Genomic DNA, 23,045 nt, shown 5'->3' on the forward strand with positions numbered 1-23,045 from the left:
CCATGGCGAGCAGCATCAAGGACGACGAGATGTACGAGCGCCTCCGCGAGGAGGGCAACTCCAAGGAGAAGTCCGCGCGGATCGCGAACGCCGCGGCCGCCGAGGGGCGCGGCACCGTCGGCAGGCGCGGCGGCGAGCACGGCGACTACGAGAACCAGACCAAGGACGAGCTCTACGCCCAGGCGCAGAAGGTCGGCATCCCCGGTCGCTCGGACATGACCAAGGACGAGCTGATCCGGGCCCTGCGCGAGCACTGACATCATCGGGGCATGAGCCGCCGTCACGACCACGACGCCGGGGGCGACCCCGGGACCCTCGCCCGCAAGGCGGAGCTGCGCGAGGAGGTCTGGACCGCGCTGACCGAGCAGAAGGCCTCCCGGTTCCCGGGGGCGCGGAACCGGATCTCGAACTTCGTCGGGGCCGAGGCCGCGGCCCGGCGGCTGCGCGAGCTCGACGTGTGGCGCACCGCCCGCACCGTGAAGTCCAACCCGGACTCCGCCCAGCTCCCGGTGCGCCGGTACGCGCTGGAGGACGGCAAGACCGTGTACATGGCCGTCCCGAGGCTGGCCGAGGACGACCCGTTCTTCCTGCTGGACCCCGACCACCTCGCCGACCCGCCCCACCGCGCCGTGTCGATCAAGAACGCCACGCGGTCGGCCCGCCGGGTCGCCGTCGACGAGCTGGAGCCGGTGGACCTCGTCGTCACCGGCTGTGTGGCCGTCGGCGCGGACGGGGCGCGGCTGGGCAAGGGCGGCGGATTCGCCGACCTGGAGTTCGCGCTGGCCCGCGCGGCGGGACTGATCTCCGACGACACCCTCGTCGTCACCACCGTGCACGAGCTGCAGCTGCGCGACGCCGGCGTCATCCCGTGGGCGGACCACGACGCGCCGGTCGACCTGATCGTCACCCCGGACCGCGTCGTCGACTGCCGGGAGCACCGGCGGAACCGCCCCGAGGGGGGCATCGTGTGGGAGTCCCTGACCGAGGACAAGATCGCGGCCATCCCGCTGCTGGGACGGCTGCGCGAGGAGGCACGCGCGTGAGGATCGTCTGCGAGCGCGGGGACATCACCGAGGCCCGGGTCGACGCCGTCGTCAACGCCGCCAACTCCGGCCTGCGCGGCGGGGGCGGCGTCGACGGCGCCATCCACCGGCGTGGCGGGCCCGCGATCCTCGCCGAGTGCGAGCGGCTGCGCGCCGGCGACCTGCCCGACGGGCTCCCCACCGGACAGGCCGTCGCGACGACCGCCGGGGACCTGCCCGCCCGCTGGGTGATCCACACCGTCGGGCCGGTGTACGCGAAGCGGGAGGACCGCTCGGCGCTGCTGGCGAGCGCCTACCGCGGGTCGCTGCGGGTCGCCGACTCCCTCGGCGCCCGGACCGTCGCGTTCCCCGCTGTCTCGGCCGGGGTCTACGGGTGGCCGCTCGACGACGCCGCCCGGATCGCGGTCGCCACCGTCCGGGAGGTCGCCGCCGCGGGCACCGCGGTGACCGAGGTCCGGTTCGTCCTGTTCAGCGACGACGTCCTCGCCGCGTTCGAGACCGCCCTAGGTGTACCCGGTCATGACGTTGGTGCCAGTCGGCTGGTCGGTGGGAGCCCGCCGAGCGCGCTGTGGCGTCGTCGAGTGTTGTAGTGCTCGATCCAGGGGGCAAGCGCTGCGGTGCGTTCGGCGTTGCTGGTGAAGACCTGCCGGTAGGCCCACTCGGTGGCCAGGGTCCGATTGAGACGTTCGACCTTGCCGTTCTGCCAGGGGCAGTGCGGCTTGATGAACACCTGCCGGGCCCCGAGGTCGGCGACCACTGACCGTAGGGACCACTTGTAGGCCCAGGCGTTGTCGGTCATGACCCGTTCGATCCTGGTGATGCCGTGTCTGGCGAAGTAGCCCGCGGCCCGGGCGAGGAACCCGGCGCAGGTGGTGCCCTTCTCGTCGGTCAGGACCTCGGAGTAGGCCAGCCGGGAGTGGTCATCGACCAGCGAGTGGATGTAGTCGAACCCGACTCTGGTCGAACGGTCGCGAGTGGCGTCGCGGCTGGCGCGGCCGTGCGCGCGCCAGCCGCCGCCGTCGGGGATGCGTCCGATCTTCTTGACGTCCATGTGTACCAGCTCGCCGGGGCGGGCGCGTTCGTAGCGCACCGCGGTGGTCTTGCTGGCGCGGATGCGCTCACCGGTGAGCGGGTCGAGTTCACGCAGGTAGGGGACGTGGTGGCGGCGCAGGATCCGCGACACCGTGCGTGGGGTGAGGCCGAGTTCGGGGCCGATCTCATCGGGCCCACGACGGTCGCGGGCGCGCACGGCCAGCACGCGAGCCTCGGTGTCGGCCGTGGTGCGAGTTGGGCAGCGATGCGGGCGCGAGGACCGGTCGTGCAGGCCGTTCTCGCCTTCGGCGCGGTAGCGGGCGACCCAGCGGCCGGCGCACTGGCGCGAGACCCCCATCTCCGCCGCGACGTGGGCACGAGGACGTCCCTGACGCACGATCCGGTCGACCAGCAGGACCCGGCCGTGGAACGTCAGGCGGGCATTACGGTGGGCCACGAGAGCCTCCAGGTGGTGTGGGTCCTAGACAAGCCACACCCCACCTGGGGGCTCTCCTCACGATCAACGACTCGCGACTGCGTGTCGCGACATCCGCACCGTCACCAACCTCCTGGCCGGGTACACCTAGGCTGACCCCATGATCACCGTGAACGGCCACACCCCGCAGGTCCACGAGCAGGCCTGGGTGGCGCCCGGCGCCGTGCTCGCCGGCGAGGTGAGCGTCGGTCCGGAGACCGGGATCTGGTACACGTGCGTGATCCGGGCCGACCTCGCACCGATCACCCTCGGCGCCCGCACGAACGTCCAGGACGGATCCGTCCTGCACGCCGACCCCGGCTTCCCGGCGACGATCGGCGACGGCGTCACCATCGGCCACCGCGCGGTCGTGCACGGCTGCACCGTGGAGGACGACGTGCTGATCGGCATGGGCGCGGTGCTCATGAACGGGGTGCACGTCGGCGCCGGATCGCTGATCGCCGCGGGTGCGGTGCTCACCCAGGGCACGGTGGTGCCGCCCGGGTCGCTGGTCGCCGGGGTCCCGGGGAAGGTGCGTCGCGAGCTCGGCGAGGCCGAACGGAACTCGATCCCGCTGTCGGCCGCCGCCTACGTCCACCTGCTGGGCCTGCACCGCGACGCGAACACCTGACACACCCGTCGCCGGTCCCCCGGTCCCCCGGTCACCGGCCCGCCGGGCCACGCGCGGCCCCGCACACCGGTCCGCTCGCCGGGCCGGAGAACGCGCGCCCGATCGCGCGCGCGTTCTCCGGTTCGGCGCGCATGAACGGGACGCGGGACCGGCGCCCGGACCGGCCGCGGGAGCGACGCGTGAACTGAGCAACGCGTCGACCCGGCGACGGACGCGGGATGACCGGAGGACTGCGGCGTCAGCGGCCGGTCAGCCGGGCGGCGAGCGTCGCGACGCCGTCCCCCGTCAGCCGGTCCAGCACGGCCGGGCGCCCACAGGCGGCCAGCAGCACGTCGACGCCGCGTCCCCGGACCTCCGCGCCCTCGCCCCGCGCGAACCCGGCGTCGTCGGCGACGAACCGCAGGCCCGCCAGCCGGCGCCGTGTGGTGAACGCGAGCGGGACCGTCCCGACCACGAAGTCGAGCGCGATGCGCACGTCGACGGGGTCGGGGTCGAACGGCAGCCCGAGCGGGACGGTGACGTCGGCGGTGTGCACGATCGCGTCGGTCATCGGGCCCCGCGCACCGATGCCGGGCGGGGCGAAGGAGCTGTCGGCACGGTCGCGCAGGACCGCGACCAGCTCCTCGACCGGGCGGGCGGCGTCCCGCCGCGCGGCCCGGTCGACCGCCCGGTCCACGTTCCCGCGCGCCCGCAGCACCTGGACCAGGAACGACGGCACCGTCGTGGTCAGCGCGGACACCAGGTGCCCGGCGACGGTCCGCACGTCCCACCCGGCGCACAGGCTCGGCGCCGCGAGCTGCGCGGCGTCGAGTGAGGAGACGAGGTCGGCGAACTCGCGACGGTACCGGGCGGACACCGCGACGACGGCGGCGTCGGGCAGGTCGGAGGTGGTCACGGCGGTGAGCCTAGGCAGGTCCGACCCGGCCGTGGAAGGCGCGGATGTGCGCCTCGATCCGGTCCGCGGCCAGCGTCCCGTCGCCGTCGGCGAGCGCCGCGTGGATCTCCCGATGCTCGGCCCGCAGCCGCTCGCGCAGCGCGGGCCAGTCCCCCTGGGTCTGCATCGCGTCGAGCAGCATCCCGCGCACCGACTCCCGGATCGCCCGGGTCAGCTCCCCCACCAGGCGGTTACCGGCCGCCGCGGCGATCGCGACGTGGAAGGCGATGTCGGCGTCGCTGAAGGCGGCCGGGTCGAGGTCGTCGTCCATGACGTCCAGCGCGGCCGTCCACTCCAGCAGGTCCGACGCCGAGCGCCGGCGCGCGGCCAGCCCGGCGGAGAACCGCTCGAACATGACCCGGGCCTCGGTGACGTCGTCCACCGGGAACGAGTCGACCGCCAGGTGCAGGGCCAGCACCCGGCCGAGTGCCCGCGCCGGGGCCGGCACGACGACCGTCCCGGAGTCCGCGCCGGTGCCCACCTGCGAACGGATCACGCCCTGGGCCTGCAGCACCCGCAGTGCCTCGCGGACCGCCTGGCGGGACGCGCCCAGCGTCGCGGCGAACTCGCGCTCCGGCGGCAGCCGATCCCCCGGGCGCCACTCGCCACTCGTCAGGCGCTCCTCGACGTGGGCGAGCACCATCTCGTGGGCGGCGGGAACACGCACGTCGTCCTCCTGCTTGTGTGTGGTCCGACCATACCGCTACCTTGGTCGGACCACACCCTCCGTCCCACCACTTCACCGGAGGCGCCATGCCGATCCCCCGGCCCCGCGTCGGCCTCATGGTCACGTGTCTCAACGACGCCCTGTTCCCGGACACCGGCAGGGCCGTCGTGTCCCTGCTGCGCCGGCTCGGTGTCGACGTCGAGTTCCCCGCCGCGCAGACCTGCTGCGGGCAACCGATGGTCAACACCGGCTACCTCGACGAGGCCGTCCCGCTCGTCCGCAACCACCTCGACGCCTTCGCCGGGTACGACGCGATCCTCGCGCCGTCCGGGTCGTGCGCGGGCTCGGTGCGCCACCAGCACGGCCTGGTCGCGCGCCGCTCCGGAGATCCGGGCCTGGTCCGCGGCGTCGAGTCCGCACCGCCGGTGTACGAGCTGAGCGAGTACCTGGTCGACGTCCTCGGCGTCGTCGACGTCGGGGCCTACTTCCCGCACCGCGTCACCTACCACCCGACCTGCCACTCGCTGCGGATGCTGGGGGTCGGCGACCGGCCGACCCGGCTGCTGCGCGCGGTCCGCGGGCTGACCCTGCTCGACCTGCCGGGCTCGGGCGAGTGCTGCGGGTTCGGCGGGACGTTCGCGGTGAAGAACTCCGAGACCTCGATCGCGATGGGCAACGACAAGGCCCGCCACGTCCGTTCGACCGGCGCGGAGGTACTCGTCGCCGGGGACAACTCGTGCCTGATGCACGTGGGCGGGCTGCTGTCGCGGCAGCGATCGGGGATGCGGGTCATGCACCTGGCCGAGGTGCTGGCGCAGACCGAGCCCGTGGTCGAGCGGCGCACCGAGCGGGCCGCGGACCCGACGAGCGTCGGCAGCGCGGTCCCGGACGCGACGACGGAGGCGGTCCGATGAGCGGCACGTTCCTCGGCACACCGGCGTTCCCGGCGGCGGCGCGCGCCGCACTGGAGGACTCCCAGCTGCGCCGCAACCTGGCCCACGCCACGTCCACCATCCGCACCAAGCGCGGCAACGTCGTCGGCGAGGTCGACGACTGGGAGCAGCTGCGCCTGGCCGGTGAGGCCATCAAGAACCGGGTGCTGCGGCACCTGCCCGACTACCTGGAGCAGCTGGAACGGTCGCTGACGGCGGCCGGCGCCACCGTGCACTGGGCGCGCGACGCGGCCGAGGCGAACGCGGTCGTCGTCGACATCGCGCGGCGGCACGGCACCGACGAGGTCGTCAAGGTCAAGTCGATGGCCACCCAGGAGATCGACCTGAACTCGGCGCTGGAGGCCGCGGGCATCCACGCCTGGGAGACCGACCTCGCCGAGCTGATCGTGCAGCTCGGGGACGACCTGCCCAGCCACATCCTGGTCCCGGCGATCCACCGCAACCGCGCGGAGATCCGGGAGATCTTCCTGCGCGAGATGGGCCGCGCCGGGCGCGCCGCCCCGGCGGACCTGACCGACGAACCGGCGCGCCTGGCCGCCGCGGCCCGGGAGCACCTGCGGGAGAAGTTCCTGCGGGCGAAGGTGGCGGTGTCGGGGGCGAACTTCGCCGTCGCCGAGACCGGGACGCTCACCGTCGTCGAGTCCGAGGGCAACGGCCGGATGTGCCTGACCCTGCCCGAGGTGCTGGTGTCGGTGGTCGGGATCGAGAAGGTCCTGCCGACCTTCCAGGACCTGGACGTGATGCTACAGCTGCTCCCCCGGTCCTCGACCGGGGAGCGGATGAACCCCTACACCTCCACCTGGACCGGGGTCACCCCCGGCGACGGGCCGCAGGAGGTGCACGTGGTGCTGCTGGACAACGGCCGCACCGACGTGCTCGCCGACCCGACCGGGCGGCAGGCGCTGCGCTGCATCCGCTGCTCGGCCTGTCTGAACGTGTGCCCGGTCTACGAGCGCACCGGCGGGCACGCCTACGGCTCGGTCTACCCGGGCCCGATCGGCGCGATCCTCACCCCGCAGCTGCGGGGGGTGGGCACCGACCCGCAGACCGACTCGCTGCCGTACGCGTCCAGCCTGTGCGGGGCGTGTTTCGAGGTCTGCCCGGTCCGCATCGACATCCCCGAGGTGCTGGTGCACCTGCGCGCCGAGGTGGTCGACGCCCACCGGAAGGCGAGCCGCGTGCCGTCGGTGCAGGACGTCGCGATGAAGGCGGCGTCGTGGACGCTGTCCTCGGCCGCGCGCACCGGCGCGGCCGAACGCGTCGCCGGGATCGGCGGGAAGCTGGCCGGACGGCTGGGCCGCACCGCGCCCGGTGGGCGCAGCATCCTCGGTGCGGTCCCCGGCCCGGCGAGCGCCTGGTCCGACTCGCGCGACGTGCCGGTACCGGCAGCCGAGTCCTTCCGGGAGTGGTGGACCAGGACCGACGGCGGGCGGAGCCGGAGCGACAACACCGACGGCGGGCGGAGCCGGAGCGACGACACCGACGGCGGGCGCAGGAACGGGGACGGGGCATGAGCGCGCGCGAGGCGATCCTGGCGAAGGCCCGGCGGGCCCTGACCGACGTGCCCGACGTCGAGCCGGTGCTCGACGTCGAGGTGGTCCGGCCGGTCCCCGACCGGTCGCTGCCGCACGCGCAGGTCGTCGACCTGTTCGACGAGCGGGTCGCGGACTACCGCGCCGTCGTCGAGCGGGCGGACCCGGACACCGCGGCGGCGCGGGTCGCCGGTGCCCTGGCCGGCCGGCCCCCGCTCGCGGGCTCCGGCCCGCTGCGGATCCTGGTGCCGCCGGGCTTCCCGGCCGGCCTGGTGCCCGACGACGTCGAGGTCGTCCCGGACGGGCCGGACGTCGCGGTGTCGGAGCTGGACCGCTGCGACGGCGTGCTGTCGACGGCCGCGGTCGGCATCGCCGAGACCGGCACGATCATCCTCGACCACGGTCCGGGCCAGGGCCGGCGCGCCGCGACGCTGGTCCCCGACCTGCACGTCTGCGTGATCCGCGCCGACCAGGTCGTGGCCGGTGTGCCGGAGGCGGTGGCGGCGCTGGACCCGGCGCGGCCGCACACCTGGATCAGCGGGCCGAGCGCGACCAGCGACATCGAGCTGGACCGGGTGGAGGGTGTGCACGGGCCGCGGACACTGCACGTGGTGATCGTCAGCTGACGGTTCCGGCGGGGCCGGCGCTGGTGGTGGCGCCGGACGTGCTGCGGCTGCCCCGCGGGGCGGGCGACGCCGTCCGGAGCCCGGCGTCGCCGAGCGTCCGCACCACCACCGTCGCGATGTCCTCCGCCGAGCGCGCGGCCGGGCCCGTGGGGAGCACCATGTGGCTGACGGTGAGCCGGGCGGCGGTCTCGGCGGCGAGCCGGACGTCGTGCTCGCGGGCCCCGGGCCGGACCCGGCGCAGGTAGCCCGCGGACCGCTCGGCCGCGGCCGCGATGATCGGACCGGAGTCGGCGCCGAACGCGGACGGGACCGCCGCGTCGCCGCTGAGCAGGGCCTTGATCAGCGGGTTCTCCCCCGCCTCGGTGAGGGCGGCGTCGACCGCGGCGACCCAGGCCGAGTACAGGTCGGACTCTCCGTCGAGGGCGGCCTCGATCCGGTCGAGGAACCGGTCGGTGGCGCGCAGCATCAGGGCCGCGGCGAGGCCGTCACGGTCGCCGAACTCGCTGTAGAGGGTCTGCCTGCTGACCCCGACCCGGCGGGCGAGCTCGGGCATCGACGGGCGTTCCCCGGCGACCGCGAGGCGTTCGGCGACGTCGAGGACCTCACCGCGCAGCTCGTCGCGGGCCCGCCGCGCCATCGTCCGCCGCTCGCTCATGGAAGACATCATGACACGACCCGTCCATCACCTGGACAGTTCTGCCGGATGTGTCTAACTTCGGCGGGGACACCGACGTCGAGGCCCGAGGAGCAATACCGTGAAGCTGGTGCAGCAGGCGCGTGAGCGCTGGTCGTCCGTCCTGACCCTGCCCGCGCCCGACCGGCTCGACGACGCGCTGCTCGCCACCGGCGCCCGGAGCCACCGCCCCGTGCCGTTCGGCCCGGCACCGCACGGGCTGGCCGAGGTCCCCGGTGACGAGGGCATGCCGCTGCTCGGCCACGCGCTGGCCTACATCCGGTTCGGGCACCGCTTCACCCGCGCCCGCACCGAGGCACTCGGCCCGGTGTGGTGGATGCGGTCCCCGGTCGGCCGGGCGATCGTCGTGACCGGCCCGGCCGCGACCCGGGAGGTGCTCACCAACCGGGACAAGGCGTTCTCCCAGGAGGGGTGGCGCGCGACGGTCGACGCGTTCTTCCACCGCGGCCTGATGCTGCTCGACTTCGACGAGCACCGCGCGCACCGGCGGATCATGCAGGAGGCCTTCACCGCCGACCGGATCTCCAGCTACGTCGCCGCGACCACCCCCGTCGTGCGCGAGGTGCTGCCGACCTGGCCGGAGCGGCTGCGGCTCTACCCGGCGCTCAAGCGGCTCACCCTGGACGTCGCGCAGGCGGTGTTCATGGACGCCCGCTCCGGGCCGGAGGCCGAGGCGGTGAACCGGGCGTTCGTCGACTGCGTCCGGGCCGCGAACTCCTTCGTCCGCAAGGACCTGCCCGGCACCCGGTGGCGGCGCGGGCTGCGCGGCCGGGTGGTGCTGGAGAACTGGTTCCGGGAGAACCTGGCGGCCAAGCGTGCGGGCGAGGGCACCGACCTGTTCTCCGCGCTGTGCCACGCCCGCACCGACGACGGCGAGACGTTCTCCGACGACGACGTCGTCAACCACATGATCTTCCTGATGATGGCCGCGCACGACACGTCGACCACCACGACGGCGTCGGCGGCGCACCACCTCGCGCGCAACCCGGTCTGGCAGGAGCGCTGCCGCGCCGAGTCCGACGCGCTCGCCGAGCGGATCTCCGACCGCGCCCCGACCGTGGCCGAGCTGCGCGAGCTGACCTCGCTGGACCTGGTGATCCGGGAGGCCCTGCGGCTCGACGCGCCGGTACCGCTGGTCATGCGGACGGCGGTGAAGGACACCGCGGTCGCCGGGCACCACGTGCCGGCGGCGACGCGGGTCGTCGTCGCGCAGGCGGTGAACCACTACGACCGGTCCTGCTGGACCGACCCGGAGCGCTTCGACCCCGAGCGGTTCGGGCCCGGCCGGCGGGAGGACCGCTCCGACCGCGACGCGTGGATCCCGTTCGGCGGTGGTGTGCACAAGTGCATCGGGCTGCACTTCGGGACCCTGGAGGTCACCGCGATCCTGCACGAGATGCTGCGCCGCTACCGGTGGAGCGTCGAGCCCTCCTACCGGCTACGCTGGGACAACACCTCGCTGCCGGTGCCGGTGGGCGGCATCCCGGTGCGGCTCACCCCGCGCTGACGGCCCACTCGTCGCGGGCGATCCGCACGGCCAGCTCCAGCAGCGCGACGGCCGCGCCGTGCAGCCGCTCCCCCACCGCGCGGTCCGCCTCGCCCGCGGCGACCCGCGCCCAGGTGCCCTCCAGCACGACGCCGAGCTTGAACGCGGCCAGCCCCGCGTACCAGGTGATGCCGGTGGTGTCGCGGCCGCCGGCGTCGGCGTAGGCGGCGACGAGCTCGGCCCGGGTGGGGAGCCCGCCGTGCCCGGCGAGCTCGGTCCCGGCGCCGAACCCGACGGGGTCGACCGGCCAGGTGACCAGCAGCCAGCCGAGGTCGAGCAGCGGGTCACCGACGGTGCACATCTCCCAGTCGACCAGCGCGGCCACCCGCGGCCGGGTCCGGTCCAGCAGCACGTTGTTCAGGTGCAGGTCCCCGTGCGCGACGCCCGGTTCCGGCTCGGGCGGCCGGTGCCGGGTCAGCCAGTCCGCGGCGACGGCCACGTCGGGCAGGTCGCCCGGGTCGTAGCCGGGCACCTCGGAGTAGGACGCCAGCTGCCCGGTCCAGCGCGGCACCTGCCGTTCCAGGAACGGGCCGGGGCGGCGCAGCCCGTCGAGCCCGACGGCGGCCGGGTCGAGACGTCCCAGCCGGGCCGCGGCCCGGGCCACGTCGAGCACCGCGCCGTGCCGCAGCGCCGGGGTCGCGGCCTGCTCGGGCGAGACCCGCTCGCCGGGGTTGACGCCGTCCACGTCGGACATCAGGTAGAACGGCCTGCCTAGCACCCCGGCGTCGGTGCACGCGGCGACGAGCTCCGGGTGCGGCACGTCGGTGCCGCGCAGCGCGCCGAGCACCGTGATCTCGCGGGCGATGGTGCGGGCCGACCCCGGCCGCGGGTGCACCGGCGGGGAGCGCAGGACCAGCGGCCTGCCGTCGACGACGGTGCGCAGCACCACGTTCTGGGTGCCGCCGCCGACCGGTTCCAGCTCGCCGGACCAGTCGCCGAGGCCCCGGTCGCGCAGCCAGGCCCCGAGCGCGGCACGGTCGACGACGTCGGCCGGGGACCTCACGTCGACCACGCCATCCCGCCGTCGACCTTGATCGTCGCGCCGGTGGTGTAGCCGGCGTCCGGCCCGGTCAGATAGAGGATGGCACCGACGACCTCGGCGGCCTCCCCCACCCGTCCGGCGGGGACCGTGCCGGCGATCCGCGTGCGGAACTCCTCGGTCCAGTGCTCGGCGATGTCGGTCCGGACCGGACCGGGCATCACCGTGTTGACCCGCACCGACGGCGCGTAGGCGCGGGCGAGCCCGACGGTCAGGGCGTTGAGCCCGGCCTTGGCCAGCGCGTAGGGCAGCTCGCCGGGGCCCGGCATCACCGCCGCGACCGAGGAGACGTTCACGATCGCGCCGCCGCCCGCCGCGGCCATGAGCTCCCCGCAGCGGGCCCCGAGCCGGTAGGCGCCGCGCAGGTTCACGGCGAGGACCTTGTCGAACAGTTCCTCGGTGACCTCGGTGAGCGACCCGTAGAGCGGGGACATGCCGGCGTTGTTGACCAGCACGTCGATCCGGCCGTACTCGGCGAGCACCCGGTCCACCAGGGCGTCGCAGTCCGCCCAGCGGCCCACGTGGCAGCCGACGCCCAGTGCCGGCGTGCCGTGCTCCGCGGTCAGCTCCGCGGCCAGCGCGGTGCACGCCTCGGCCCTGCGGCTGGCGACGACGACCGTGTCGCCGCGGGCCGCGTACGCCGCGCACGCCGCCCGCCCGATCCCCCGGCTCCCGCCGGTGACGACGACGACCCGTCCTCCGTCGCTCGACGCGCTCATCTCAGGACGCCCCGGAGCCCCCGGCGTTCCACTCACGGTCCTTGCGGTCCTCGGACTCGGTGCGCTCCTTGGCGATCTCCAGCGCGCGGGCCGCGGTGGCCTTGTCCGGGTACGGGCCGAGCCGGTCGGCCGACCGGCAGCCCTCGGCGGTCTCCACAGTGCCGTGCTTGAGGCAGTAGAACCATTGCTCGTCACTCATGGGACCACCCTGGCACCGATCCACCCCGCCTGTCTCCCGCCGCGCCGGTCCGGCGATGGCAGGCTGGGGGCATGGCACTGGTGCTCGGGGTGGACTCCTCCACCCAGTCCTGCAAGGTCGTGGTCCGCGACGCCGACACCGGCGAGCTCGTCCGTTCCGGGCGCGCCGCACACCCGGACGGCACGGAGATCGCGCCCCGGCTCTGGTGGGAGGCGCTGGAGGCCGCGATCGACGACGCGGGCGGCCTCGACGGCGTCGCGGCGCTGTCGGTCGCGGGCCAGCAGCACGGCATGGTCTGCCTCGACGAGCGCGGCGAGGTCGTCCGCGACGCACTGCTGTGGAACGACACCCGCTCGGCCGCCGCCGCCGGCGAGCTCGTCGAGGAGTTCGGCGCGCAGCAGTGGGCGGAGACGACCGGCGTCGTCCCGGTGGCCTCGATCACCCTGGCCAAGCTGCGCTGGCTCGCCGCGCACGAGCCCGACCACGCCGCCCGCACCGCGGCGGTGTGCCTGCCGCACGACTGGCTGACCTGGAAGCTCCGCGGTGGCGGGGTCCCCGGCGGCGCGGGTCTCGACGAACTGGTCACCGACCGGTCCGACGCCTCGGGCACCGGCTGGTTCGACGGCGTCGACTACCGCCCCGAGCTGCTGGAACGCTTCTTCGGGTCGACGCCGGCGCTGCCGCGGCTGCTCGGCCCGGCCGAGTCCGTCGACGGGCCGGGCGGGATCCGGGTCGGCGCCGGGGCGGGCGACAACGCGGCCGCCGGGCTGGGTGTCGACGCCGGCGACGACGTCGTCGTCTCGCTGGGCACCTCCGGCACGGTGTTCGCCCGCTCGGAGCGTCGAGCCCAGGACCCCTCCGGGATCGTCGCCGGGTTCTCCGACGCCACCGGCGCCTACCTGCCGCTGGTGTGCACGCTCAACGCCTCCCGGGTGCTGGATGCGACCCGGCGGCTGCTCGGCGTGGACCACGACGAGCTGGGCCGCCTCGCGCTGTCCGCCGAGCCGGGCGCGGGCGGCCTGGTCGTGGTGCCCTACCTGGAGGGCGAGCGGACCCCGAACCTGCCCGACGCCACCGGCGCACTGCACGGCTGGACGCTGGCGTCGGGGACCCGGGAGAACCTGGCCCGGGCCGCGGTCGAGGGCATGCTGTCCGCGCAGCGGGTCGGGCTGGAGGCGCTGCGCGAGCAGGGTGTCACCGTGTCCGGGGTGACCCTGGTCGGCGGGGCGGCCCGCTCCGAGGCGGTCTGCCGGATCGCCGCGCAGGTCTTCGAGGTGCCGGTGCGGGTGCCCGAGCCCGGCGAGTACGTGGCCGACGGCGCCGCCCGCCAGGCCGCGTGGGCGCTGCACGGCGGCGCGACGCCGCCGTCGTGGAGCGCCGGTGCCGAACCGGCACGCTACGAGGCCGATCCGGCACCGGCGGCCTGGGAGCGCTACCGCGAGGCGGCGGGGGCCTTCCTGGACCGGGTCGCGGGATGACCAGCGAGGGCCCGAAGCGGCTCCTGGTCCTCGGCAAGATCACCGACATCCTGGACGCCTTCACCCTGCAGCGCCCCGTGCTCGGGCTGGGCGAGATCCAGCAGGCGACCGGCATCCCGACCTCGACGGTGCAGCGGCTGGTGTCCAACATGGTCGCCGAGGGGCTGCTGGACCGGGTCGGGGACCGGGTCCGGATCGGGATCCGGATGGCCTACTGGGCCGGGGCCGCGGCCCGCGGGGTGGACCTGCTGGAGCTGGCCGGGCCGCTGCTGCGCGAGCTGCGCGACACCACCGGGGAGACCGCGTCGCTGTTCCGGGCCGAGGGCAGGCACCGGGTGTGCGTCGCCGTCGCCGAGACGCGGCACGCACTGCGCCGGGAGATGCACGTCGGCAAGGTCATCCCGCTGCACACCGGCTCGGCGGGCCGGGTCCTGCTCGCCTGGGCGCCCGAGCTGGCCGCGGAGGTGCTGGCCGGCCCGCTGCCGTCGCTGACCGAGTACACCGTGACCGACCCGGAGACGCTGCGCGCGCTGCTGGACGACACCCGCCGCGACGGGTTCGCGATCACCGTCGCCGAGCGCGACGACGGCGGCTCCGGACTGTCCGTGCCGGTGTTCGACCACGCCGGGGAGGTGACCGCGGCGCTCACGGTCAGCGGACCGACCATCCGGTTCGGCCGCTCGGAGTGCGAGAAGTGCGTGGACCTGCTGGTCGGGGCCGCGGAGCGACTGACCCGCACCCTCGGCGGGCGCCCGCCGGGCTGACCCGGCGGCCGGCTCAGCGACCGCAGCCGGGGTCCCGGCCGGTCAGCGCCACGATGCGCTCGATCGGCGTCGCCCCGGGGCCCGGTTCGACGGCGGGCGCGAACACACCCATGCCCCGCCCCTGCTCCGCCATGGCCGACACCGCGGTGAGCGTGGCGTCGAGGACCTCCGCGGGCCACTGCGGATCGATTCCCACCGCACGGCCGAGGTCCCATCCGTGCACCACGAGCTCACCCAGCACCATCCCGCCGATGACGGCGGCCGGGACCTGTTCGCCCATGGTCACCGTGCCGTCCCAGGCCGCCGGTTCCGACCACACGACCACCAGGTCCTCCCGGGCGGCGTGGAGCCGGACGGGCCAGTCCCCGGTGACCGGAGCGGTCGGTTCGGGTCCGTCGGCCGGTCCGTGCCCGGAGCGCCGCCCCACCTCGGCGAGCACAGGGGTCCAGTACAGGAGGTGGCCGAGCAGGTCCTGCAGGTCCCACTCCGAGCACGGCGTGGGACGGGTCAGCGGGAGCCGGGCCGCGGCCGCGACGAGCGGGACGTGTGCGGCCGCGGCGGCGGCGATGTGACGGTGCATGACGGCGACGCTAGGGCCCGGGCGCGCCCGGGGTCTTGGACGAACGCGACGGTTCCGCCGGATCCCGGCATACTCGCCCACCGTGGACGAGGACCCCCGCCGCCTCCCGCCGGCCCGGGCCCGTCACCAGCGGGTGCGCACCGTGCTCCCACCGGCCGACCTGGCGGGCTTCGTCGAGCGGTTCTGGATCGTCGACTGGCACTACGACCGGCCCTACCGGCAGAAGGTCGTCCCCTACCCGCAGGTGCACCTGACCGTTCAGCCGGGGGCCGCCGCGATGCTGGCCGGGCCGGCGACCCGGTACGTCCACCGCGAGTTGACCGGGACCGGCCGGGTGGTCGGGGCGGCATTGCGGGCGGGCACGGCCCGGGCGCTGGTCGGCGCACCCGTCTCGACCGTCACCGACCGCCGATGCCCGGTCGCCGGAGTCGTCACCGCGGACGTGAACGGGCTGACCGACCACCTGCGCGCGAGGCTCCCCGCCGACGGGCCGGACCGGGCCGCGGCACAGGCACGGGACCTCGTGGCCACCGTGGCCGGGGACCGGTCGCTGGTCCGGGTCGACGATCTGGCCCGCGACACCGCGACCAGCGTCCGTTCGCTGCAACGGCTGTTCCACGACCACGTCGGGGTCGGTCCGAAGTGGGTCATCCGCCGCTACCGGCTGCACGAGGTGACCGAGCTGATGGCGGCGGGCGTGCCGGTCCGGTGGGCCGAGGTCGCCGCCGACCTCGGCTACGCCGACCAGGCCCACCTGAGCCGGGATTTCACCAGGATGTTCGGCGAGCCCCCGACGTCCTACGCGCGGCGCTACTGACCGTCGTCCGTGCGGTCCCGGCGCGGCCCCGCCGTCCACGGGAAGGCCTGGGCGTTCGAGCGGACCCCGCGGGCGGTCGCCGAGCGCATCGGCTCCCCCAGCTCGGCGAGCAGGTCCTCCGACCACGTCACGAGGTCGGCCAGCACCGCGGGGGTCAGCCAGTCCGGGCGCAGCGCGAACAGCAGGTCCTCGCTGGCGGTGTTGCCGCTGGCACCGGGCGCGAACGGGCAGCCGCCCAGCCCACCCAGCGCGCCGTCGAGGACCGTCGCACCGTTCTGCACCGCGGCGAGTGCGTTCGCGACGCCCTGGCCCCAGGTGTCGTGGCCGTGGAAGGCGACGCGACGGCCGTCGGCGACCGCGGCGACGCGCCCGACCAGCGACCCGACCTCGGCCGGGTTCGCCTGACCGAGGGTGTCGCAGACGACGACGTCGCAGGAGCCCGCGGTGCGCGGGTCGGCGACGATCCCGACCACCCGGTCCGGATCGACCGGTCCGTCGAACGGGCAGGTGAACGCCGTCGCGAGACACAGCTGGATGCGTCCGCCCGCGGCACGCGCGTGCTCGACGGCCTGCGGCATCGCGTCGAGGGAGACGGCGGTGTCACGGCCGATGTTGGCGTTGTTGTGCGCGTCGGACACCGAGAAGCAGTACTGGACGTTGCGGGCCCCGGCGGCCACCGCCTTCTGCACGTGCCGCGGCGTCGCCACCCACACCCAGCAGCGCTCCAGCTCCTCCGGTGTCAGCGCGGCGACGACGTCGAGGGTGTCCGCCAGCGGCGGCACCAGGTCGCCGCGGGCCAGCGACCCGATCTCCAGCTCCGGCACGCCCGCGCCGAGCAGCGCGCGGACCAGCCCGACCTTGCGGTCGGTGGGCAGCGGCTTGCCGGTGAGCTGGAGCCCGTCGCGCAGCGTGACGTCCCGCAGGACGACCCCGTCGGTGCTCATGCGTCCTCCCCCGATGCGGCCCGGATCGTGTCCGGGGTGTATCCGAGCAGCCCGCCGAGGACGTCGGCGGTGTCGGCGCCCAGGTCCGGCCCGACCGAGCGGACCGGGACCGACCGGCCGTCGAGCACCGGCACGATGCCGGGGAACCCGACCCGCGCGGGTTCGGCGCCGCCGGTGTCGACGTCGAAGTACTGGACCATGTCGCGGGCGCGGAACTGCTCGTCGGCGACGATGTCGGCGGCGGAGTGGATCGGCCCGGCCGGGACGCCGGCCTCCTCCAGCTTCGCGAGGACCTCGTCGCGGGGCAGCGAGCGGGTCCAGGTCTCGATGGCGCCGTCGAGCTCGTCGCGGCGCGCCCAGCGGCCCGCGTTGGAGGCCAGCTCCGGGTCGGCGCCCAGGTCTGCGCGGCCGATGACGGTCATGAACCGGCCGTAGATGGAGTCGCCGTTGCCGGCGATCACGACGCTGCCCCCGTCCGCGCAGACGTAGGCGTTGGACGGGGCGATGCCCTCCATCCGCCCGCCGACGCGGCGCCGCTCGACGCCGTAGGCGAGGTGGTCGGGGACGAGGGACTCCATCATCGAGAACACCGCCTCGTTGAGCGCGACGTCCATGCAGCGCCGGTCCAGCGCGGGCCGGTCCGTGCGGCTCTCGCGCTGGTAGAGACCCATCATCGCGGAGAACGCGCCGTAGAGCCCGGCGATCGAGTCCCCGATCGACACCCCGGTCCGCGACGGCGGCCGGTCGGCCTCCCCGACGAGCGCGCGCAGCCCGCCCATCGCCTCGGCGACGGCGGCGAACCCCGGCCGCGACGACAGCGGCCCGGTCTGCCCGAACGCCGAGATCCGCACGAGCACGACGTCGGGGTTGACGGCGTCGAGCTCGGCCGGGCCCAGCCCCCACTTCTCCAGCGTGCCGGGCCGGAAGTTCTCCAGCACCACGTCGGAGCGGGCGGCCAGGTCCAGCACGGCCTGCTTCCCCGCGGCCGAGCGCATGTCGAGGGTGATGGAGCGCTTGTTGCGGTTCAGCGTCCGGTACAGCATCGAGGTGTCCCCGGCGTAGAGCCGCCAGTTGCGGATCTCGTCGCCGGTACCGGGGCGCTCGACCTTGATCACCTCGGCGCCGAAGTCGGCGAGCAGGCGTCCGGCGGTGGGGGCGGCGATGTAGTTGCCGAGCTCGAGCACCCGGACTCCGGACAGCGGAAGTTGCGACACGACTCTCCCTAGACGACGAGCGACAGCGGCAGGATCACCAGGATCGCGACGACGGAGGCGATGGAGACCCCGACCGAGCAGGTCTTGAGCGTCCCGCGCACGGACTGCCCGAGCAGCGACTGCAGCAGCCAGAACGTGTTCGAGGTGACGTGGACGGCGAACAGCGCCCCGGCGCCGGCGGCCAGCGCGATCAGGACCGGGGCCAGGCCGATCACCGGGGCGACCGGGGCGAGCACCCCGGCCGCGGTGATCGCCGAGATCGTCACCGACCCGATCGCGACGTGCAGCACGGCGGCGATCAGCCACACCATGAGCAGCGGTGCGGCGGTACTCGCGGAGAAGAAGCGGCCGAGGATCTCGCCGAGGCCCGCCTCGGAGATCGTCGTGGCGAGCGAGCCGCCGACGCCGGTGAGGATCAGGATCTGCCCGCTCTCGCGGAACCCGTCGGAGACCGCGGCCTCGACCATGCCGCGCCCGTGGGCGACCCCGACGACGGCCGTGGTCCCGATCAGCGCGAGCAGCAGCGCGATCACCGGCTCGCCCAGGAACGCGATGACGGGGTGGGTGATCCCGGCGGCGTCGAGGACGGCGCCCGCGGCGATGAGCAGCAGACCCACCAGCAGCGGCCCGAACAGCAGGGCCAGCGGCAGCTCGCGACGCGCGGTGCCGGACACGGCGGTGCCGACGGCGGCCGGGACCGCGCCCCCGCCGGGCCCGGCTCCGTGGCCCCCGTCCGTGCCCGCGCCGTCCGGGGAGCCGGTACCGGTGGGCCGTCCCCCGGCGCTCCCGGCGCCGGGTGCGGCGGTGTCCGGCGAGTCGGCCTCCGCACCGGCGGGCACGCCCGCGGCGACCGGCTCCTGCTCGTCGCGGGCCGGGTCCCACCAGCCGCGGCGCAGCAGCACGGACATGATCCCGGTCGCGATGAGCACGGTCGGCACCACGACGACCAGGCCCAGGATCAGCATCTGGCCCAGCGGCACCCCGAGCACACCGGCGAGTGCGACCGCACCGACACCGGGGACCATGAACACGATCCCGCACTCCAGGCCGATCGCGAGCGCGGTCGCCATCCGCGGCAGCCCCTTGTCCCCGATGCGCGGAGCGATCCGCCGGGCCAGCGGTGCGGAGATGACCAGCAGCACGTCGACGAAGATCGACTGGAGTGCGGTGGAGACGGTGACGGCGGTGGCGTAGGGCATCCCGCGCGGGCCGCAGGCCGTCAGCAGCGCGGAGACCAGCCGTTCGATGGCGCCCGCGTGGTGCAGCATCGCGCCGGTCAGGACACCGAAGGCGATGAGCAGCCCGACGTCGGCCAGGATGTCGCCGAACCCGCCGGTGACCGCGTCGACCGTCCCCGTCACCCCCAGGCCGGCGGTCAGGCCCAGGTAGACGGCGCCGATGACGAGGGAGATCACCGGGTTGAGCCGGAACCTCACGATCAGCACGACGACGGCGAGCACGGCGACGGCCGTGTTCACCACGATGACGGTGTCCGACACGATGACCCCCCCTGGCATCGACGACGATGTCGTACCCACATCATGAACTCAAACCCACCATGCGGGCAACCCCGCAGGTCAGGCGGCGGCCAGCGCCCCACCGAACCCGATCAGCGCGACCCCGGCGACGACGTCACCGGCGCGGCGCACGCGGCGCCGGGTGAAGAAGGCCCGCGCCCGGTGCACGGCGAGGACCAGGCCGACCCCGTAGACGCCGCCGAGCACCGCCACCGACAGCGCCAGCAGCAGCGCGTCGGCCGTGGTCGTCACCCCGGGCACGAGGAACTGCGGCAGCACCGACAGGTACATGACCAGCACCTTCGGGTTGGTGATGTTCGAGCCGAAGCCGACCAGGAACGACCGCCGCGCCGGCAGCCGCGGACCGCCGTCGGGGACGACGGGGTAGTCCCCGCGGCGCGCGGCCCGCAGCGCCTGCACCCCGAGCACGCAGAGGTAGACCACCCCGGCCCAGCGGATCACGGTGAACGCGGTGTGCGAGCTCGCGACGAGCACACCGAGCCCGAACGCCGCGGCGCCGCCCTGCAGGGCGTTGCCGGTGAACACCCCGGCCAGCGTCGAGAGTCCGCCCGCGCGCCCGCCGACCAGCGAGGCGCGCAGCATCACGAAGGTGTCCGGGCCGGGCATCAGCACCAGCCCGACGACGATCAACAGGTAGGCACCGTAGGACGTCCAGCTCACGAGGGGCCATCGTAGGCTGCTGCCCCGTGAGATCCCGCCGGCGCCGCACGTCCCGGGAGGCGTCCCCGCTCCCGACGGTCGACGGCCTCGCGCCGGCCCGCGTCCGCACCCCGGCGACCGGCGGGTGGGCGACGATGCGCGACCACCTCGTCGACCGGTTCCCGCACGTCGCGGAGCGGATCGACGCACGGCTGGCGGCCGGGGAGATCGTGACCGCGGACGGCCCGGTCACCCCGGCCACGCCGTACACGCCGTCGACGACGCTGTGGCTCTACCGCGACGAGCCCGACGAGGTACCGGTGCCGTTCGGGCTGCCGGTGCTGCACGCGGACGACGACGTGGTGGTCGTCGACAAGCCGCACCTGCTCGCGACGATCCCGCGGGGCAGCCACGTCCGCCAGACCGTGCTGGTGCGGCTGCGCCACGAGCTGGGGCTGCCCGCGCTCAGCCCGGCGCACCGGCTCGACCGCGCCACCGCGGGGGTCCTGCTGCTGGTGGTGCGCCCCGAGCTGCGCGGCGCCTACCAGACGTTGTTCGCCCGCGGCCGGGTCACGAAGACCTACGAGGCGCTCGCCCGGTTCGACCCGGACCTGGAGCTGCCGCGCACCGAGGTGTCGCGGATCGTGAAGCGGCCCGGGGTGTTCGCCGCCGTCACCGAGGACGGCGAGCCGAACGCCGAGACCCGCGTCGAGGTCGCCGGGCTGCGGGGCGAGCGGGCCCTGTACCGGCTGACCCCGCGCACCGGGCGGACCCACCAGCTGCGGGTGCACCTGAACGGGCTCGGCGTGCCGATCCTCGGCGACGACGTCTACCCCGAGCTGCACCGGCGGGCGCCGGAGGACTTCACCCGCCCGCTGCAGCTGCTCTCGCGTGCCCTGGAGTTCGACGACCCGGTGACCGGGGCGCGGCGGCGCTTCGTCAGCGGCCGCACCCTGCAGGCGTGGGACGACCCGGACGGCTGGGCCGCCGGGACGCCGCACGAGTGGTGATCAGCCGACGCTGCGGTCGTCGCCGTCGTCGAGGTGGTGGCCGTTGCGGTGCCCGCCGGGCACCGGCGCGCCGTTGACGGCGCCGTTCAGTGCACCACCGGCCGGTCCGTGCGGGCCGTGGTCCTCCGCGGCGCGGTGGCGGCCCTCGCGCAGACCCCGCTGGTAGCTGGCCAGCCGGTTGCGCACCCGGTCGGGCTGGCGCTCCCGCGACCCGGTCGGCGCGAGGCCGTTCGGGGTGTCCCGCCACGACGGCGGCACCATCGCCTGCCCGGGCAGCCGCTGCGGCAGGCCCTGTGCGGTGGTCGGCAGGTCGACGACCCGGTCGGCCCGGATCCGGGCGGCGTCGAACTCGGCGTCGCCCGCGGTGCGCCAGTTGTCGTTCTGCGTGACCGGGAGCGCCGTCGTCTCGGTCGATCCCGGCTCACGGAACCAGGCCGAGGCGACCGCCGCGAAGATCGGCGTGTCGTCCGCGTCGTCCACGGGCACCGGCACCTCCGAGTCGAACGGTCCGAACAGCTCCACCGGCGGGGTCGCCCCCGCCGCGCCGGTGACGGGCAGTGCCTCGGTGGCCGGGGGGTCCTCCGGCGCGGGCGGCGGTGGCGGGGCGCCGTTGCGCGCCGGGCCGGTGCCCGGCGACGGCGGTCCGTACGGCGGGCGCGGGCCCGGGCCGGGGCCGGGGCCGGGCGTACCGGGGCCGGACCCGTTCGGTCCGGGACCGGCCGGGCCGGGGGCCTGCGGACGGGCAGCCGGGGCACCGGAGCCGGCGAAGGGGGCCGCGGCCGCGATCCCGCCGGCCGGGCGGGGGGCACGGCGGGGCAGCCCGGCGGGCGCCGCGGGCTCGTCCCGTTCGGGGGCGACCGGCGGCCAGCTGCGCTCGGGTTCCGCCACCGGGGTCTCCCGGGGCGGCCACGGCACGTCCGCCGCCGCGGCCGGTGCGGGCGCGGGGGCGGGTGCCGGGCGGCGCAGCGACGCCGTCGTCCCGGTCCCGGCCTGCTCGGCGGACTCGGCCGGCTGCGGCTCCGCGGCGGGCGCGGCGGACTCGGAGCGGCCACCGCCGAGGACCGAGGACGGCAGGTGGAGCACGGCGATCGGGGCGATCGCGGAGTTCCCGGCGGGGGCGCGGACGCCGAGCCGGGCGCCGATGGCGCGGGCCAGCCGCGCGGCCACGTGCAGGCCGATCTCCTGCGGGGCGACCGGGCCGCCGGGTGTCGCCGAGCCCAGCGCGCGGTCCAGCTCCTCGACCGGGGTGCGGTGCCGCGGCGACTGGGTCCCCTGGAGCTCGACGACGATCCCGCCGTCGGGACCCCAGCGGGTCAGCAGCTCGATGCGCTCCCCGGCCGGGGTGGCGCTCGCGGCGTGGGCGAGCAGCTCGGCCAGGATCTGGCCCAGGACGGGCTCGGCGGTCGCGTCGACCGAGACGCTCGGGGTCGGCGGGACGATCGTGCGCGAGGCCGCCTCACTCGCGGAGACGACGGTGTTGAGCGCCTGGCCGAGCGGGGTCGACGGGGCCGCGAGCCGGGGCCCGCGGGGGGCGCCGGCGAGGACGAGGATGTGGTCGCCGTCGCGGGCCCCGCGGCGGGCGGCCGCGGCCAGCTCGGCGAGGTCGGCCAGCGCACCCGGGCGCAGCTCACCGGCACGCAGCCGTTCGGTCAGCAGCTGCTGGCGCTCCGAACGGGCCCGCAACCGGTGCGCGATCGCGGCCAGCACCGCGTCCCCGGCCGAGGCACCCGCCGGGCCGGACGGGTGGGGCGGCGGGTCGTCTCGCGCCACGCGATCGTCCTCCGAACCGTTCGGACGGCGCCCGGGATCGGACGCCACGTCAGTACCCGCTCGGGTAGCGGGTGGGACGGTTGCGAAGCCTACTCGTCGGTCCGCCCAGCGCTCGCTCTGATGCGGTGGGCGGTGGATCGTGGACGGGCGGGCGGCGCGACCCCCGCAGGGCGGTCACCGGGGGCACCCGGACGGGCACGA

The 23,045-nt window shown here is 75.4% G+C and carries 25 protein-coding genes; 12 read left to right on the forward strand and 13 right to left on the reverse strand.

What is annotated here, in order from left to right; genetic code table 11:
- Positions 1–2 precede the first annotated feature (2 nt).
- The 3 genes from MTO91_RS16355 to MTO91_RS16365 are packed head-to-tail and all read left to right on the forward strand — an operon-like array spanning position 3 to position 1,633.
- A complete protein-coding gene (locus tag MTO91_RS16355) occupies positions 3–257 on the forward strand; it encodes a DUF7218 family protein (RefSeq protein ID WP_062395855.1) in 255 nt (84 codons plus the stop codon).
- A gap of 12 nt (positions 258–269) precedes the next feature.
- Complete coding sequence (locus MTO91_RS16360) at positions 270–1,043, forward strand: 5-formyltetrahydrofolate cyclo-ligase (RefSeq protein ID WP_405416644.1); 774 nt, start codon at positions 270–272, stop codon at positions 1,041–1,043.
- The gene (locus tag MTO91_RS16365) at positions 1,040–1,633 is read left to right on the forward strand and encodes an O-acetyl-ADP-ribose deacetylase (protein ID WP_476651754.1); all 594 of its coding nucleotides are present in this window, start codon (positions 1,040–1,042) and stop codon (positions 1,631–1,633) included. Before MTO91_RS16360 ends, MTO91_RS16365 begins: the two co-directional genes overlap by 4 nt.
- Here MTO91_RS16365 and MTO91_RS16370 read toward each other — a convergent pair.
- Positions 1,561–2,532 carry an IS481 family transposase gene (locus tag MTO91_RS16370; protein WP_476651756.1) on the reverse strand — a complete coding sequence of 324 codons (972 nt, stop codon included), beginning with the start codon at positions 2,530–2,532 and terminating at the stop codon, positions 1,561–1,563. The genes MTO91_RS16365 and MTO91_RS16370 overlap by 73 nt on opposite strands.
- Before the next feature lie 139 nt (positions 2,533–2,671).
- Between MTO91_RS16370 and MTO91_RS16375 the strand changes: the two genes are divergently transcribed.
- Positions 2,672–3,181: a gamma carbonic anhydrase family protein gene (locus tag MTO91_RS16375; protein WP_476651757.1), complete on the forward strand. Its 510-nt coding sequence runs from the start codon at positions 2,672–2,674 to the stop codon at positions 3,179–3,181.
- Positions 3,182–3,419: 238 nt separating this feature from the next.
- Here the strand turns inward: MTO91_RS16375 and MTO91_RS16380 are convergent, their stop codons facing one another.
- Together MTO91_RS16380 and MTO91_RS16385 are read right to left on the reverse strand one after the other, a co-directional pair.
- Positions 3,420–4,076, reverse strand: coding sequence for a maleylpyruvate isomerase family mycothiol-dependent enzyme (locus MTO91_RS16380; protein WP_405416639.1), 657 nt, complete (start codon positions 4,074–4,076; stop codon positions 3,420–3,422).
- A 10-nt stretch (positions 4,077–4,086) separates the two neighbouring features.
- Positions 4,087–4,782 carry a FadR/GntR family transcriptional regulator gene (locus MTO91_RS16385; RefSeq protein WP_405416638.1) on the reverse strand — a complete coding sequence of 232 codons (696 nt, stop codon included), beginning with the start codon at positions 4,780–4,782 and terminating at the stop codon, positions 4,087–4,089.
- An 86-nt stretch (positions 4,783–4,868) separates the two neighbouring features.
- Between MTO91_RS16385 and MTO91_RS16390 the strand changes: the two genes are divergently transcribed.
- The 3 genes from MTO91_RS16390 to MTO91_RS16400 are packed head-to-tail and all read left to right on the forward strand — an operon-like array spanning position 4,869 to position 7,893.
- Positions 4,869–5,696 (forward strand): (Fe-S)-binding protein, encoded by an 828-nt coding sequence (locus MTO91_RS16390; protein WP_167379045.1) that lies wholly within the window; start codon positions 4,869–4,871, stop codon positions 5,694–5,696.
- Complete coding sequence (locus tag MTO91_RS16395; protein ID WP_253068434.1) at positions 5,693–7,249, forward strand: lactate utilization protein B; 1,557 nt, start codon at positions 5,693–5,695, stop codon at positions 7,247–7,249. The genes MTO91_RS16390 and MTO91_RS16395 overlap by 4 nt, the downstream gene beginning before the upstream one ends.
- On the forward strand, positions 7,246–7,893 hold the full coding sequence (locus tag MTO91_RS16400) for a LutC/YkgG family protein (protein WP_476651758.1): 648 nt from the start codon (positions 7,246–7,248) through the stop codon (positions 7,891–7,893). Before MTO91_RS16395 ends, MTO91_RS16400 begins: the two co-directional genes overlap by 4 nt.
- On the opposite strand, the gene MTO91_RS16405 is transcribed toward MTO91_RS16400, so the two are convergent.
- Positions 7,886–8,548 carry a TetR/AcrR family transcriptional regulator gene (locus tag MTO91_RS16405; RefSeq protein ID WP_476651759.1) on the reverse strand — a complete coding sequence of 221 codons (663 nt, stop codon included), beginning with the start codon at positions 8,546–8,548 and terminating at the stop codon, positions 7,886–7,888. The genes MTO91_RS16400 and MTO91_RS16405 overlap by 8 nt on opposite strands.
- 100 nt (positions 8,549–8,648) lie before the next feature.
- Here MTO91_RS16405 and MTO91_RS16410 point away from each other — a divergent pair, with 100 nt between their 5' ends.
- On the forward strand, positions 8,649–10,094 hold the full coding sequence (locus tag MTO91_RS16410; RefSeq protein WP_476651760.1) for a cytochrome P450: 1,446 nt from the start codon (positions 8,649–8,651) through the stop codon (positions 10,092–10,094).
- On the opposite strand, the gene MTO91_RS16415 is transcribed toward MTO91_RS16410, so the two are convergent.
- Genes MTO91_RS16415 through MTO91_RS16425 form a run of 3 tightly spaced genes read right to left on the reverse strand, consistent with a single transcriptional unit; the run spans position 10,081 to position 12,090 of the window.
- Entirely contained in the window at positions 10,081–11,136 is a 1,056-nt protein-coding gene (locus MTO91_RS16415) for a phosphotransferase family protein (RefSeq protein WP_476651761.1), read from the reverse strand. The two genes, MTO91_RS16410 and MTO91_RS16415, sit on opposite strands and share 14 nt — an antisense overlap.
- Positions 11,133–11,891: an SDR family NAD(P)-dependent oxidoreductase gene (locus MTO91_RS16420; RefSeq protein WP_251784926.1), complete on the reverse strand. Its 759-nt coding sequence runs from the start codon at positions 11,889–11,891 to the stop codon at positions 11,133–11,135. The genes MTO91_RS16415 and MTO91_RS16420 overlap by 4 nt, the downstream gene beginning before the upstream one ends.
- Before the next feature lies 1 nt (position 11,892).
- Positions 11,893–12,090, reverse strand: coding sequence for a hypothetical protein (locus MTO91_RS16425; protein WP_062395865.1), 198 nt, complete (start codon positions 12,088–12,090; stop codon positions 11,893–11,895).
- Between the two features lie 71 nt (positions 12,091–12,161).
- Here MTO91_RS16425 and MTO91_RS16430 point away from each other — a divergent pair, with 71 nt between their 5' ends.
- Positions 12,162–13,568, forward strand: a complete 1,407-nt coding sequence (locus MTO91_RS16430) for a xylulokinase (protein WP_476651763.1) — start codon at positions 12,162–12,164, stop codon at positions 13,566–13,568.
- On the forward strand, positions 13,565–14,332 hold the full coding sequence (locus MTO91_RS16435) for an IclR family transcriptional regulator (RefSeq protein ID WP_345648838.1): 768 nt from the start codon (positions 13,565–13,567) through the stop codon (positions 14,330–14,332). The genes MTO91_RS16430 and MTO91_RS16435 overlap by 4 nt, the downstream gene beginning before the upstream one ends.
- Before the next feature lie 13 nt (positions 14,333–14,345).
- Here MTO91_RS16435 and MTO91_RS16440 read toward each other — a convergent pair whose 3' ends face one another.
- Positions 14,346–14,912 (reverse strand): TIGR03086 family metal-binding protein, encoded by a 567-nt coding sequence (locus MTO91_RS16440; RefSeq protein WP_476651765.1) that lies wholly within the window; start codon positions 14,910–14,912, stop codon positions 14,346–14,348.
- An 82-nt stretch (positions 14,913–14,994) separates the two neighbouring features.
- Here MTO91_RS16440 and MTO91_RS16445 point away from each other — a divergent pair, with 82 nt between their 5' ends.
- Complete coding sequence (locus MTO91_RS16445) at positions 14,995–15,729, forward strand: helix-turn-helix domain-containing protein (RefSeq protein ID WP_345648830.1); 735 nt, start codon at positions 14,995–14,997, stop codon at positions 15,727–15,729.
- Here the strand turns inward: MTO91_RS16445 and MTO91_RS16450 are convergent.
- The 4 genes from MTO91_RS16450 to MTO91_RS16465 form a co-directional block, all read right to left on the reverse strand.
- Complete coding sequence (locus tag MTO91_RS16450; protein ID WP_476651767.1) at positions 15,723–16,673, reverse strand: beta/alpha barrel domain-containing protein; 951 nt, start codon at positions 16,671–16,673, stop codon at positions 15,723–15,725. The genes MTO91_RS16445 and MTO91_RS16450 overlap by 7 nt on opposite strands.
- Entirely contained in the window at positions 16,670–17,887 is a 1,218-nt protein-coding gene (locus MTO91_RS16455; RefSeq protein ID WP_208820074.1) for a CaiB/BaiF CoA transferase family protein, read from the reverse strand. The genes MTO91_RS16450 and MTO91_RS16455 overlap by 4 nt, the downstream gene beginning before the upstream one ends.
- Positions 17,888–17,895: 8 nt before the next feature.
- A complete protein-coding gene (locus MTO91_RS16460) occupies positions 17,896–19,386 on the reverse strand; it encodes a GntP family permease (RefSeq protein WP_476651768.1) in 1,491 nt (496 codons plus the stop codon).
- Between the two features lie 78 nt (positions 19,387–19,464).
- The gene (locus MTO91_RS16465) at positions 19,465–20,085 is read right to left on the reverse strand and encodes a LysE family translocator (protein ID WP_179762490.1); all 621 of its coding nucleotides are present in this window, start codon (positions 20,083–20,085) and stop codon (positions 19,465–19,467) included.
- Positions 20,086–20,111: 26 nt separating this feature from the next.
- Here MTO91_RS16465 and MTO91_RS16470 point away from each other — a divergent pair, with 26 nt between their 5' ends.
- Entirely contained in the window at positions 20,112–21,074 is a 963-nt protein-coding gene (locus tag MTO91_RS16470) for a pseudouridine synthase (protein WP_405416618.1), read from the forward strand.
- Here MTO91_RS16470 and MTO91_RS16475 read toward each other — a convergent pair whose 3' ends face one another.
- On the reverse strand, positions 21,075–22,844 hold the full coding sequence (locus tag MTO91_RS16475) for a hypothetical protein (protein ID WP_476651769.1): 1,770 nt from the start codon (positions 22,842–22,844) through the stop codon (positions 21,075–21,077).
- Between the last annotated feature and the right edge of the window lie 201 nt (positions 22,845–23,045).

Source organism: Pseudonocardia sp. 2-7 (assembly GCF_056341085.1).